Source organism: Halomonas sp. NYA30, assembly GCF_976980765.1.
Genome location: NZ_OZ334477.1, coordinates 2,810,083 through 2,822,376 on the forward strand (window position 1 = coordinate 2,810,083; position 12,294 = coordinate 2,822,376).

At 56.0% G+C, this 12,294-nt stretch carries 13 protein-coding genes and 1 riboswitch; of the genes, 4 read left to right on the forward strand and 9 right to left on the reverse strand.

Annotation, left to right across the window (positions count from 1 at the left end; translation table 11 throughout):
* Window positions 1-11: 11 nt before the first annotated feature.
* Window positions 12-1,832: a TonB-dependent receptor domain-containing protein gene (locus ACWI0H_RS13075; protein ID WP_485873641.1), complete on the reverse strand. Its 1,821-nt coding sequence runs from the start codon at window positions 1,830-1,832 to the stop codon at window positions 12-14.
* 145 nt (window positions 1,833-1,977) lie between these two features.
* Window positions 1,978-2,212: riboswitch (cobalamin riboswitch) on the reverse strand.
* An 84-nt stretch (window positions 2,213-2,296) separates the two neighbouring features.
* On the opposite strand from ACWI0H_RS13075, the gene ACWI0H_RS13080 reads away from it, so the two are divergent.
* Both ACWI0H_RS13080 and ACWI0H_RS13085 read left to right on the forward strand, forming a co-directional pair.
* Complete coding sequence (locus ACWI0H_RS13080; protein ID WP_485873642.1) at window positions 2,297-2,590, forward strand: type II toxin-antitoxin system RelE/ParE family toxin; 294 nt, start codon at window positions 2,297-2,299, stop codon at window positions 2,588-2,590.
* A 2-nt stretch (window positions 2,591-2,592) separates the two neighbouring features.
* A complete protein-coding gene (locus tag ACWI0H_RS13085) occupies window positions 2,593-2,889 on the forward strand; it encodes an addiction module antidote protein (protein WP_339934718.1) in 297 nt (98 codons plus the stop codon).
* Window positions 2,890-2,932: 43 nt separating this feature from the next.
* Here ACWI0H_RS13085 and ACWI0H_RS13090 read toward each other — a convergent pair whose 3' ends face one another.
* From ACWI0H_RS13090 to cobT, 8 genes are read right to left on the reverse strand one after another with little or no spacing between them, the layout of a single operon-like run.
* Window positions 2,933-3,358, reverse strand: coding sequence for a bifunctional adenosylcobinamide kinase/adenosylcobinamide-phosphate guanylyltransferase (locus ACWI0H_RS13090; RefSeq protein WP_485873643.1), 426 nt, complete (start codon window positions 3,356-3,358; stop codon window positions 2,933-2,935).
* Window positions 3,310-3,963 (reverse strand): histidine phosphatase family protein, encoded by a 654-nt coding sequence (locus tag ACWI0H_RS13095; RefSeq protein ID WP_485873644.1) that lies wholly within the window; start codon window positions 3,961-3,963, stop codon window positions 3,310-3,312. Before ACWI0H_RS13095 ends, ACWI0H_RS13090 begins: the two co-directional genes overlap by 49 nt.
* Window positions 3,900-4,670, reverse strand: a complete 771-nt coding sequence (cobS, locus tag ACWI0H_RS13100) for an adenosylcobinamide-GDP ribazoletransferase (protein ID WP_485873645.1) — start codon at window positions 4,668-4,670, stop codon at window positions 3,900-3,902. The genes ACWI0H_RS13095 and cobS overlap by 64 nt, the downstream gene beginning before the upstream one ends.
* 16 nt (window positions 4,671-4,686) lie before the next feature.
* On the reverse strand, window positions 4,687-5,238 hold the full coding sequence (locus ACWI0H_RS13105) for a bifunctional adenosylcobinamide kinase/adenosylcobinamide-phosphate guanylyltransferase (RefSeq protein ID WP_485873646.1): 552 nt from the start codon (window positions 5,236-5,238) through the stop codon (window positions 4,687-4,689).
* The gene (gene cobD, locus ACWI0H_RS13110; protein ID WP_485873647.1) at window positions 5,222-6,376 is read right to left on the reverse strand and encodes a threonine-phosphate decarboxylase CobD; all 1,155 of its coding nucleotides are present in this window, start codon (window positions 6,374-6,376) and stop codon (window positions 5,222-5,224) included. Before cobD ends, ACWI0H_RS13105 begins: the two co-directional genes overlap by 17 nt.
* Window positions 6,373-7,377, reverse strand: coding sequence for an adenosylcobinamide-phosphate synthase CbiB (gene cbiB, locus ACWI0H_RS13115; protein ID WP_485873648.1), 1,005 nt, complete (start codon window positions 7,375-7,377; stop codon window positions 6,373-6,375). Before cbiB ends, cobD begins: the two co-directional genes overlap by 4 nt.
* Complete coding sequence (locus ACWI0H_RS13120) at window positions 7,374-8,078, reverse strand: adenosylcobinamide amidohydrolase (protein ID WP_485873649.1); 705 nt, start codon at window positions 8,076-8,078, stop codon at window positions 7,374-7,376. Before ACWI0H_RS13120 ends, cbiB begins: the two co-directional genes overlap by 4 nt.
* Window positions 8,075-9,124 (reverse strand): nicotinate-nucleotide--dimethylbenzimidazole phosphoribosyltransferase, encoded by a 1,050-nt coding sequence (gene cobT / locus ACWI0H_RS13125; RefSeq protein WP_485873650.1) that lies wholly within the window; start codon window positions 9,122-9,124, stop codon window positions 8,075-8,077. The genes ACWI0H_RS13120 and cobT overlap by 4 nt, the downstream gene beginning before the upstream one ends.
* Before the next feature lie 280 nt (window positions 9,125-9,404).
* Between cobT and edd the strand changes: the two genes are divergently transcribed.
* Both edd and glk read left to right on the forward strand, forming a co-directional pair.
* On the forward strand, window positions 9,405-11,297 hold the full coding sequence (edd, locus tag ACWI0H_RS13130) for a phosphogluconate dehydratase (protein WP_485873651.1): 1,893 nt from the start codon (window positions 9,405-9,407) through the stop codon (window positions 11,295-11,297).
* Window positions 11,294-12,262, forward strand: coding sequence for a glucokinase (gene glk, locus ACWI0H_RS13135; RefSeq protein WP_485873652.1), 969 nt, complete (start codon window positions 11,294-11,296; stop codon window positions 12,260-12,262). The genes edd and glk overlap by 4 nt, the downstream gene beginning before the upstream one ends.
* Window positions 12,263-12,294 lie beyond the last annotated feature (32 nt).

Here is a 12,294-nt window from a genome sequence, read left to right on the forward strand (position 1 = left end):
ATCCACTCTTTTTATTGACCAAAGTGAACACTCAAAAACCCTGCTCGGCCAGCGTTGATGTAGTCGCTCGTCGTTTCATACTCTTTATCAAAGGCATTTTCTACCGTAACACGCGCCGTCCAGAGAGGCGCAAACTGCCAACCTGCCCGCAGGTTAACCAGTCCATAGCCATTCAAACGCTGGGTATTGGCGGCATCGTCGTAGCGATGATTCTGCGCCACTAAGGAACCACCCAGCGACCAATCGCCAAGCTCACGATCGGCATCCAAACGCACACTTTGGGTGGCGCGACGGGCTAACCGATTGCCGGTATCCTGGTCTTCTGGGTCCAGGTAGGTAAACGCAGCTTGCAGAGTCCAATCGCTGATTTCGACACCACTGGAAAGCTCAGCACCGCGAATACGCGCGTTGTTAACGTTTTGCGGCGCCCATAATCCGCTGGGCGTCGGTGCCCAGGCAATCAGATCATCGTAATCGTTTTGGAAGGCTGCCAAGTCCCAGAACCACTGGCTGTATTGGCCGCGAACGCCTACCTCAACGGTTTCAGACGTTTCAGGATTGAGATCAGGATTGCCCGAATTCGGCCAATAAAGGTCATTAAAACTTGGCGCTTTAAAGGCGGTGCCTACGCTCGCGCGCAGCGTATGATAATTATCCAGGTCGTAACCCAACGCCAAACTGCCGGTGACTTCATCGCCATAAGCTTCGTTGTCGTCGTAACGCAGGCTTGCTTGAATGGCGAACGGCGAAAAGTCGAGTAGCCCTTGCGTAAACACAGCGGTGTTATCGCGACTGGTAACATCAAAATCGTTGGTGCTTGAAACACGGTCTTCGCTGATTTCAGCGCCAGCGATCAATTCATGAGCGCCAAACTGAAAATTGTTCTGCCAGCGGGCAGTTTGGGTGCGGGTGTCAATCACTGAGCCACCGAAATTATCGATGGTGTCCAGCTCATCACGAGCTTCGCTAAGCGTTAGGCGACTTTGCCAGGTATCGGTAACTGGCAGCTCGCCATAAATACCCGCTACCTGCTGGACGAAGTCATTCTCTCCGCCATCATATTCATTGTTACCGCGAGCGCGCAGCGCCAGCACACCAACCTCAGCGCCACTTTCAAAGGTATGCGCAACACGGGCCAGCGCAGAGGTGTTGTCGTAGCCTTTGTCTTCACCACCCCGCCGAATGGGTTGGCCGTCGGTATTGAAATGACTACCGGCAAAGCTATAGCGCGTACCTCCCTCGCGGCCAGCAACGCCTGCGCTTAACCGCTGGGTATTAAATGAGCCACCGCCGACTGAGATTCTGGGTTGCGGGCCCTCTTCGTCACCATCAGGTGTAAAGAGCTGAATAACTCCGCCGACCGCATCTGCACCGTAAAGGCTACCGCGCGGGCCGCGCACGATTTCAGCGCGGTCAAACATACGTGGATCTAAATACTGAAACGCGGCACCGCCGGCCGTTGCGGAGCGCAGGCGAATACCTTCAATCATTAGTACGGAGGCATCGCTGGGCGCACCGCGCAGGTAAACGCTGCTGCTTTTGCCAAAGCTGCCGTTGCTAGTGACATCAACGCCCGGCTGACCACGCAGAAGATCCGTCAGGCTGGTGGGGTCTTGATTGCGGAAAGTAGCTTCGTCCAGCACGCTAACAGATGAAAGGCTTTCGTTGGCCGTACGCGGCGCTAAGGCAGCAGTCACAACGACAGGATCTAGTGCGGCTAATTCGGTCGTCGCTTCAGCATATTGGGCCTGGGCAGAAAAGGAGATGGCTAGCGGTAACGCAGCCATACAAAACGCCGCACGTTTGGCGGTCGTGTGAAAACGGTGGTTCATGTGAGATCCCTTGCTCGTCGTGCTCACCCGCACAACGCAGTTTTTTTGACCGAGCGCAGGGAAAAACAAGGGAGTAACGATAGCGTTGCGCTACCGTTCACTGCCCTAAGAACGCCCTCCGCGTCTCGGCATGGTGTGGTTCAGTTAGAACCATTACTCTCGGGCCGGTCTCCGGGCTGACGAGCGAAAGGTGTCTCTAGCAAACAGAGCCACTCTTTTCCGAACGACCACCTTCCCGTGCGTGAGCACAGTGGCGTATTGGCCGTTCTTATCTCGATCACCGTTGCGGGGGCAGCGTTGGAATCACGCGAGGCGTTCACCAACTTCCCGTTTCACTAGCGGCTTTATCCACCGCCAGCACCTAAGAGTGGGCGTAAGCTAGCAACTTGCCCAAGAGAGGTCAATTGAAAGGGCGGTCAATTTTGCTATTGCAGAAACTGTAATCTATAAACTACATTAAATGGATGGCTGACATAAAGCAGACAGACACTTTCCGGAAGTGGGAAAGCAAACTCAAAGATTCACGTGCTAAAGCTACTATCGCTGCGCGTATCTTTCGCCTAGCCAATGGCCTAGCTGGTGATGTACAGCCAGTCGGCCAAGGCGTAAGTGAGCTACGCATTCATTATGGGCCTGGCTATCGGGTCTACTTCTTTAAGCGCGACGATGAATTTATTTTATTACTGTGTGGCGGTAACAAAAGCACGCAACAGAAAGATATAGACACAGCTCATCGCCTTGCGAAGGCATGGAGGTAAACATGAGCGAACAACTTTACGATTACGATCCCGCGGCAGCGCTGGATAACGAAGAAGCCATTGCGATATTTTTATCAGATGCTTTTGAAACCGGTGATGCCAGCTACATTGCAAAAGCTGTTGGTGTAGCCGCCAGAGCGAAAGGCATGTCTCAACTGGCAATTGAAACTGGCTTGTCACGCGAACAGCTTTACCGCTCTTTTGGCGAATCGGGTAACCCCACACTCAAGACAATGTTAGCGGTAACCCGTGCTCTAGGGGTGGATCTCACCACCCGACCCCACAAACCAGCGGCTTAGCCTGCTAGTCCCTAAATGCTATTTTCAGCGACTGACTCGTCAGCTACTTGAGCGCCATCACCAACCCATGGCGCACATACCATACCTCTTCAGCTTGGGCGGTGGCGTCTTGGGTGAACCAGCCATTGAGATCACGCAGGCGCCGCTGCTCTGGTTCCATGGGCACAACCCCACGGCCAACGTCGGTGGCGATAATGATTAACGCCGCGTTTAACTCGTCGGCGCGCTGGCATAGCTGGATCATCTCTCGCTGCCACTGCTGGCGCAGGGCATCGTTATCATCACGTTGAAGGTCAGCGCCGAGCCACTCAAGCACGCCGGTGATAATCAGCGGTGTATTGGCGACTAGCGCTTGCTGGCTATCGCTGAAAGGCTGCGCAGTATCAAGCCGCCACCACTGCGCTTCGGGAAAGCGAGCGATTACGGCGTCGCGTTTGCCAGCGCAGGCACCGCCGATGAAGAGCTGCATTGCCATTCCCCTTTGCCATGTTCGTCTTTTTGATAAATAAGCTGCCACCGCCTGCCTTGCGCTTGAAGCACGGTACCCTCCCAAAAGTGGATCGTCTCAAAGCGGCGACGCAGCTCACGGATCACGCCGCCGTGGGTGACGGCCAGTATCTTTTTGTGACCATCGGCACGAGCATTGGTCGCCAAATCATAAAGCCAGCCATCAAGACGATCGCGCAGTTGAGCCGCCGATTCGCCCCCAGGAATTTGCAGTTCGCCCACGCTATCAATCCAGGCACGGTAGTGCGGCAAGTCTTTTAGCTCGTCGTACACCTTGCCTTCGTACTCGCCAAAATCGAGTTCCCGCAGGCGTGGTTCAAGAGTGAGTGGCACGCCAGCCTTGGTGACTTCTGTCCACGCCAGGGTTTGTTGGCAGCGGTCAAGGTCGCTTGAGTAGATAGCATCAAACCGCTCATCCACCAACGCGTCGCGCAGTGCTAGAAGCCCAACTTCAGCGTCAGGAAACAGCAGCGGAATATCGCGCTGGCCTTGGTAACGACGCTCTAAATTCCAAGCGGTGATACCGTGGCGAACTGCCACCAGCTCCACAGTAAGATCAGTAGCCAAAGCTCTCCCCCTTCGATGGTGGCGCCCACCATATCGCCGTTCATTCCGTTAAACAGTCGCAACATTAGCCAGCGGATTAGTAACACAAAAACAGTGACCATTAGCATCATCAACACTATCGCAGGTGCTAGCAGTGCTATCAGCACGATCGGCACCAACGCAAGCGCCACATCCTGGCCACTAAGCGACTGTTGCCAGCTCCACGCCAACCCTTTCTGCTGGGCGCAGGGCGTCAGCACCAGTAACGCCACGCCTGCCCAGCGGCCTAGCGCGGGGATTGCTAATAGCCACCACCAGGGTGCGTGATAAGCCAGCAGTGCCCACAGCAGCACGGACTTCCAAGCGAGTAGAAACACCAACGCCAGCATTCCGAAGCTGCCGATTTGCGGGTCTTTCATGATTTCCCAACGGCGCGCCAGGGGCTGATTGCTGCCCAGCGCATCGGCGATATCCATTACGCCATCTAAATGCAGCCCGCCCGAAATAGCCACCCAAATGCTTAGCAATGTCAGCGCAGTAATCGGGGCGGGAACGTTTTGCATTCCGAACGCGACTACCGCTAGCACGGCACCAATCAACAGCCCCACTAACGGATAGGCGCGTACTGCCCAGCGTCGGGTATCAGATGTCCAGGGAACGACTATTGGAATAGGAACACGGGTAAGGAACTGCAGCGCAAGCAGAAGACCGAACAGGGCATTACTCAAATCAACGGCTCCTTCATTAACAGAATGCCTTTGCGGACTTCCAATCGATGACACACCCAGCAACCACTTCTATTACCGAGTCCGCCTCTTTCGCTAGCCAGCGGTGAATGCGTTGAAGAAACGCCAGATAGCGCCAGGTTTCAGCATCCGAGGGCGGCAGCGCTTCGTTGATATCATTGGAGACAATCACTAGGTAGAGGCCACGCGCTCGGGCATCGGCAAGTGCACTCGCCAGCCGCGCCAGGCCCTCCTCTTCGCTGAGCTCACTGGCGTACAGCACCTGACTGGCCCAGAGCGTTAGGCAATCCAACAGCACAGCGCTACCATTCGGCACTTTGGTGATCGCTTGATCAATGGCAAGCGGCTCTTCTAGTGTTTCCCACTGAGCGATCTGCCACTCACCTTGTCTGGATTGACGATGACGGGCCACGCGCGCGGCCATTTCGTCGTCGTATACGTCTGCGGTGGCTAAGTAGTAACAGGGCGAACGGCCCGCTGCATTGATTGCCTGCTGCTCGGCGACATCGCTTTTACCCGAACGCGCCCCACCGCTAACGAAGACAATCATTCAGCACCTTTTTCAGCAGGTTGATTAACCGCTGATTAGCAGGCGCGTCGCGTAGCGCCACCCTAAGCCATTCGCCATTAAGGCCGGCAAAATTGTGGGTATGGCGAACCAGCACGCCGCCGCGCAGTAGCCGCTCAAACAGCGCATCGCTGGTCATTTCATGTTTAGCGCTAGAACGGATAAGAAAAAAGCATGCCTGGCTGGGCACCACCTCTAAACCCAATTCAGTAAGCGCTTGAGTCATACGTGGTTGCTCACTGGCCAACCATCGTTGGGTGCGCCGGGTAAAGGCATCATCCGCCAGCAGTGGTGCCACCAATTCCGCCGCCAAGTGATTAACGCTCCAGGGCGGTTGATGGACCTGAGCCGCTTGAACCGTGGCCGCATCCGCCAGCAGGTAGCCCAGCCGGAGACCCGGTAGGGTATAAAATTTGGTCATGGAGTGCAGTAGAACGAGATGCGGATAGCGCGCCAATAACGTTGTCAGCGATGCCTCATCTTGGCTGTTACCCACCACCATATCGATAAAAGCTTCATCGACCACCACGCGACAATTCAGAGCAGCGGTGCGCTCCAGCAAAACCACCATGGTCGAGAAGTCGATAAGCGTCGCGGTAGGATTATTGGGTCGGCATAGAAACAGCACATCGGTGTCGCTTAACGCAGCCATCAGCGCATCAATCTCCAGGCTAAAATCCAATGAAGACAGCGGAATCTCGTTGATCGAAAGCCGATGGGCGCGACAGGCGCGGGCATACTCGCCAAAGCTCGGGGTCAATATGGCGGCTCGCTTACCCGCATGTAACGCAGCGGTCAGAAAGATGGCCTCGGCACCGCCGTTGGTCAGCAACACCTGTTCAGGCTGAAGCTGGTGATGGGCGGCGATGGCCTGACGAGCAGCGGGATAATCGGGCGATGGGTAATGATCAAGGCCCGCTAGCTGCCGCGTTAGCCAATCGCGCACCCACGCGGGCGGCCCCAGCGGGTTGAGATTGGCGCTAAAATCGTCCAGACGGTGATCGGCAGGCAAACCGAAGTGCGTTAGCAGCGTCTCGGCCTGGCCGCCATGCTTGGGCCATGCAGAGCTGGGTAATGGAGAGCTGGTCCATTGAGAGCCGGGGCATGCGGGCGTACTCATAGCAATCCTCGCAGAATAAACATCAGTCCAGCCATCACGAGCACCGACAGCATCATAAAGAGTAGCCAGGCGCCGTGCATCAAACGGAGAGTAGCGCCGATATGAGCAACACGCAGCGTCTCAAGTGGCTCGCCCAGGGTCGCACGGTGGGAAGCCACGCCTTGATAGAAGTTGGTGCCTCCCAACTGCACACCCAAAAGCCTCGCTACCATGGCTTCCGGCCAACCAGCGTTCGGGCTGGGATGGCATGGCGCATCCCGGCACGTGCCACGTAGCGCATCTTTCCAGCGTAACGTTAAAACAGTAAAAGTGCTCAGCAGCAGGCCAGCGAGCCATAGACACAGCGCGGTTAAGCGTGCGGGTACCCAGTTGGCCACATCGTCCAGCTTCGCGGAGGCAAAACCAAAATCAGCATAACGCTGGTTTTTATAGCCGACCATCGAATCCAGAGTATTTACCGCCTTATACGCCAGCGCTAGCGGCGCCCCGCCAATAAGAGCAAAAAACAGCGGCGCAGTGATGCCGTCCACCGTATTTTCCGCCACGGTTTCCACAGTGCCCCGGGTGATTTCCGCTTCGTCCAAGCGATGGGTGTCGCGGCCAACAATCATGCCCAGTGCTTGGCGTGCGGCGGGCAAATCGCCCTTGGTCAGCGGCTCTACCACAGCGCGGGCCGCATCGCCCAAACCTTTGATCGCCAGTGTCGTGGAGAGCAGCCAGAGTTCAGCGACCAATGCCAGCCCAGGGTGCAACTGCGTCAACACTGCTAGTAACAGCCAGCTGATACTCCACACGCCGCCTACCACGATGAGCGTCAGCAGGAAGCCGCACACTCTACGCTGCTGCGCAGTCCCGAGATTCCAAAGCTGTTCAAAACGACTGATAAACCGCCCGATCAGCACCACTGGATGCGGTATTGAACGCGGGTCGCCAACGAGTAAATCAATCACAATCGCCAGGGCGACCAGGATCATGACTGTTAAATCGAAAGGCGCGCTCATACGAATCCTTCGCTAGAGCAAGCTAGCGAGTTTAGCGTTGCCTGATACACTGCTCTTCCAATTGCTCGGCCAAGTGGTGTGCCGGAACCTGCATAAGGGGTTTCCCTCCCTTGCTGAGTGGCCGCCACACATACACAGTCCGTAGAGGTGCCTGTGGCGGCTGTACCGCTATACGTATCGATAATGCCAGCCTTATAGAGCGCTTGAACCTTGGCCTCTGTTATCGACAAACAAGTGTTTACTAGCGCGCCGTCAGTCAGTTGGGCATCGACAAACACAAACACGTTGATAGTGCCTGCCACGAGGCGAGGATCTTGTGAGTGAAGCGCGGTGATATCCACCGCATTGCCTGTCCCCGCCGTCACCAGCGCCATAACGCCATGCTCACGCTGCGCCAATGGCATACTGACGATGGAGGCGTTGCTTAACCGTACGGCTGTCATCATGGCAATTGATAAAGAAGGCAACCCCTGGGCACCCAGCCAAGCTCTGAGATCCGCCACGGGGGTGCGCCCATCGTAATTTTTATCAACATGAAAGTTGGCAAAGCAGTGCGTACTGCCAAAGCCATCGCCTATCAGCGCACTACTTAGAGTGCGCAGCGGCACCTGAGAGGTTATCGCCAAGCAATGCTCGCTTTGCGAGAGCGTTAATGGCTGGTTAAAAGGAAGCGTTTTCGGCGTGCTCAACAGTGTGCTCATAGTGCAGCTTTATCGCTAACACCGGCATCGGTGAACGTGGCCATTTCTGCCATCATCGCTGTGGCCGCCTGCAGCAAGGGATACGCTAGCGCCGCGCCGCTGCCCTCGCCTAGCCGCATGCCCATATCCAGCAGCGGCTTGGCGTCTAGTGCACGTAACGCAACATCGTGCCCCGGCTCTTGGGAACGATGGCCAAAAATCAAGTAGCCGCGCACTGCGGGACACATTCGACAGGCGGTGAGTGCGGCGACGGTAGCGATAAAGCCATCCACAATCGCAGGCAACCGATGCGCTGCTGCCGCTAAATACGCGCCAGTCATGGCGGCGATTTCCAGCCCGCCCAGCTTGGTCAATACTTCCAAGGGTGCCTGTGAATCAGCATTGCGCGCCGCGATGGCACGCTCAATAACGGCCACTTTATGGGTTAGCTGCTGTGAGTTAATGCCCGTGCCAGCGCCCACTAGGCTTGCCACCGGCTCGCCGGTTAACACCGCTAACATGGCGCTGCTGGCAGTGGTGTTGGCAATACCCATCTCCCCGACTATAAGGCACTTTGCCCCCGCCTTGATTGCCCGTTCAACCGCCGATACGCCTGCATTAATGGCTTCTGATGCTTGCCCAGGCTGCATCGCATCTTCTACTGCCATATTGGCGGTACCGCGGGATACCTTGGCACTGACCACCCCAGCCGCCGTGATATCGCTCGCCACGCCGACATCCACCACTTCAATACGCGCGCCAATCTGCCGGGCAAACACGTTAACCGCCGCGCCGCCCTGGGCAAAGTTAGCCACCATCTGAGCAGTCACCGCTTGCGGAAAGGCTGAAACACCCTCCGCGGCAACGCCGTGATCGGCGGCAAACACAATAACGGCCGGCGGTATTACGCTGGGCTTCAGTTCGCCAGTGATAGCGCTAAGCTGAATGGCTAATGTCTCTAGGGCACCTAAGCTGCCTGGCGGTTTGGTTAACGTATCCAAGTAGCGACGCGCTTGCTCACCTGCATGAAAAATAACTGGCTGGATGTCGTCAAGAATCGCGTGCATGCAGGCTCCGGCTTGGTGAATAAACAATAAATATTAAACGTAGCGCGCAAAAGGGTAGCAAAAGCCTGAGTGCTATACTTGCTATTTCACTGGTGGCTCTACCAAGCTGTTGGGGTTCTATGGATCCATCCGCGCATTGGCGGGAAAAATTCGACACCCCATATTCGGGTAATAAAACTACAATTGTGGTTTTTATTGCCGTAAAGTCTCTTAAATCGACACTAAAAAATGTAAAATAACTACATGTGTTACACACCGTCTTTATCATGCAGAGGTCCCTATGCCGAGCTCAACACCTGCCACTCTAAACCCCACCGTTGCTGAGGTTACCCAGCGCATCCGTGAGCGCTCCAAGCACCGGCGTGCCCTCTATGAATCTCATATGGCTGACCAGCATAAGCAAGGCGTACATCGCGGTGAGCTTTCCTGCGGGAACCTCGCGCACGGTTTTGCAGGTTGCGACGTGCCTACCGATAAAGGCCGACTAAAGTTAACCAATAGCGCCAACTTGGGCATCATATCCTCCTATAACGATATGCTTTCAGCCCACCGGCCATTTGAAGACTACCCTGCCGCTATTAAAGAAGCCGCACGTGGCATGGGTTCAACCGCTCAGTTTGCCGGCGGTGTGCCCGCCATGTGCGACGGTGTTACCCAAGGTCAACCGGGCATGGAGCTATCGCTCTTCTCCCGTGATGTAATCGCCATGGCCACCGCGGTTGCGCTTTCCCATAATATGTTTGATGCAGCGCTATATTTAGGTATCTGCGATAAAATCGTGCCAGGTCTCTTTATTGGTGCCGCACGCTTTGGCCATCTACCCGCCATTTTTGTCCCCGGCGGCCCCATGACAACGGGCCTGCCTAACGATGAGAAGGCTAGAGTCCGTCAGCTTTATGCAGAAGGCAAAGTAGGTCGCGATGAGCTTTTAGAGGCCGAATCACAGTCGTATCACAGCCCTGGCACCTGCACCTTCTACGGCACTGCCAACTCCAACCAGCTGATGATGGAGATGATGGGGCTACACCTGCCCGGCGCCTCTTTTGTTAACCCAGGTACTCCGCTGCGCGAAGCACTTACCCGTTACGCCACTGAACAAGCGATTCGCAATACCGAGCAAAGCGGCAACTACCGTCCGTTCTACAAGCAGATTGACGAACGTGCGATCGTTAACGCTATCGTAGGTTTACTGGCCTCCGGCGGATCTACCAACCATACCCTGCACTTGGTTGCCATGGCGGCGGCGGCGGGCATTACCATTAACTGGGACGACTTCACGGACCTCTCCGCCGTGGTGCCCAGCATGACCCGCATCTACCCCAATGGCCAAGCGGATGTTAACCACTTCCAGGCCGCTGGCGGCATGAGCCTGCTGATTCGTGAGCTACTCGAGGCTGGGCTTATCCACGGGGATATTCCCACTGTCTTTGGCACCGATATGTCGGCCTACACTCAAGAGCCTTTCCTTGAAGAGGGTAAGCTTACCTGGAGAGAAGGACCGGCCACGAGCCATGACACAGACGTCCTGCGCCCAGTTAGCAATCCCTTCTCGCCCACTGGTGGGCTTACCGTGCTTGATGGCAACCTGGGCCGCGGCGTGATTAAAATCTCGGCAGTGAAACAGGATCATCGCGTCATCGAAGCGCCGGTACAGCTGTTTGATGATCAAAATCAGGTAAAAGCGGCGTTTGAATCCGGCCAGCTTGACCGTGATGTGATTGTGGTGGTGCGCTTTCAGGGCCCCAAAGCCAACGGCATGCCTGAACTACACAAGCTCACCCCGTTCCTGGGAGTGCTTCAGGATCGCGGCTATAAAGTTGCCCTGGTTACGGACGGACGTATGTCTGGGGCGTCGGGCAAGGTTCCGGCCGCTATCCACGTAACGCCAGAGGCCGTTGACCGTGGGCCGCTCTCGAAACTTAAGGATGGCGATATCGTCCGCCTGGATGCCGATAGCGGAGAGCTAAACGTATTGATAGACGCCGCAAAATTCAATGCCCGTCCATGCGCCGAAGCCAATCTGGAACACAACCACTTTGGCATGGGCCGTGAGCTCTTTGGCGGCTTCCGCCACCTGGCCACTAAGGCCGAAGAGGGAGCGGGCGTATTTGGTGGTTTCGAGGCAGAAGTACTAGCGCGGGAGCTGGAAAAAATCGAGCAGGAGGACCAATGAGCCGACCGGCCCTCATTGGCGACATAGGTGGCACCAATGCACGCCTGGCGTTAGTCACGCCAGGCGAGATCACGCCGCACGATATTGTTAATCTTCCCTGCGCTGACTACCCCGGCGTTATTGAAGCGGTGCAGGATTATTTACAGCGTGTCGGTGCTACCGGCGATAAAGCGCCTCAAGAAGCGTGCTTAGCCTTTGCTTGCCCCGTTCACGCTGAGCGGGTCAAGATGACCAATAACCACTGGGAATTTTTAAAAAGCGAGGTTCAGCAAGCGCTGAACCTCGCTGTTTTTAAAGTCATTAACGACTTTACCGCCCAGGCGCTGGGTGTGCCTCATGTCGCTGCCAGTGAATTGGTCGAAGTCCAGCCAGGCAAGTCACAAGCGCACGCCACACGCCTTGTCATCGGGCCTGGCACAGGGCTAGGCGTTGCCGGGGTATTCCCCGGCCAGCGCGCCTGGATTCCACTGCCTACTGAAGGCGGCCATGTTACCTTCGCGCCCACGGATGATACCGAGCGAGCGATTGTGGATGTGTTTAAACAGCGTCGTCCACGAATCAGTGTAGAGCGAGTCTTATGCGGCCAGGGTTTGTTAGAACTTTATCAAGCCTACTGCACGTTTGAAGGTGCTGAGCCACGCTTAGCTAGCCCGGCGGATGTCACAAAAGCCGCTAATGAAGGCGATAGCCTCGCCACTACCGCCCTGCTGCGTTTTCTAAAAATTCTGGGCGATGTATGCGGCGACGCCACCTTGACCATGGGCGCGAGGGGCGGTGTTTATCTGTGCGGGGGCATCCTGCCGCGCCTGCTAGATTGGCTACCCAAAAGCGAACTGCGCGCCGCTTTTGTCAATAAAGGACGCATGGGAGCTTATAACGCAGACATCCCCATCTGGGTGGTCACCGCCCCCTGGACAGGCTTGTTAGGCGCTGCTGAGGCACTGCATAACGAAGAGGTTTTTTAATACCATTTCTAGCACCTCTAACAACACTCCTA

Bases quoted from the DNA above. Each gene is read 5' to 3' on its own strand.
- ACWI0H_RS13075 (WP_485873641.1), bottom strand. From the start codon at position 1,832: ATGAACCACCGTTTTCACACGACCGCCAAACGTGCGGCGTTTTGTATG.
- ACWI0H_RS13080 (WP_485873642.1), top strand. From the start codon at position 2,297: ATGGCTGACATAAAGCAGACAGACACTTTCCGGAAGTGGGAAAGCAAA.
- ACWI0H_RS13085 (WP_339934718.1), top strand. From the start codon at position 2,593: ATGAGCGAACAACTTTACGATTACGATCCCGCGGCAGCGCTGGATAAC.
- ACWI0H_RS13090 (WP_485873643.1), bottom strand. From the start codon at position 3,358: ATGCAGCTCTTCATCGGCGGTGCCTGCGCTGGCAAACGCGACGCCGTA.
- ACWI0H_RS13105 (WP_485873646.1), bottom strand. From the start codon at position 5,238: ATGATTGTCTTCGTTAGCGGTGGGGCGCGTTCGGGTAAAAGCGATGTC.
- cobD (WP_485873647.1), bottom strand. From the start codon at position 6,376: ATGAGTACGCCCGCATGCCCCGGCTCTCAATGGACCAGCTCTCCATTA.
- cbiB (WP_485873648.1), bottom strand. From the start codon at position 7,377: ATGAGCGCGCCTTTCGATTTAACAGTCATGATCCTGGTCGCCCTGGCG.
- ACWI0H_RS13120 (WP_485873649.1), bottom strand. From the start codon at position 8,078: ATGAGCACACTGTTGAGCACGCCGAAAACGCTTCCTTTTAACCAGCCA.
- cobT (WP_485873650.1), bottom strand. From the start codon at position 9,124: ATGCACGCGATTCTTGACGACATCCAGCCAGTTATTTTTCATGCAGGT.
- edd (WP_485873651.1), top strand. From the start codon at position 9,405: ATGCCGAGCTCAACACCTGCCACTCTAAACCCCACCGTTGCTGAGGTT.
- glk (WP_485873652.1), top strand. From the start codon at position 11,294: ATGAGCCGACCGGCCCTCATTGGCGACATAGGTGGCACCAATGCACGC.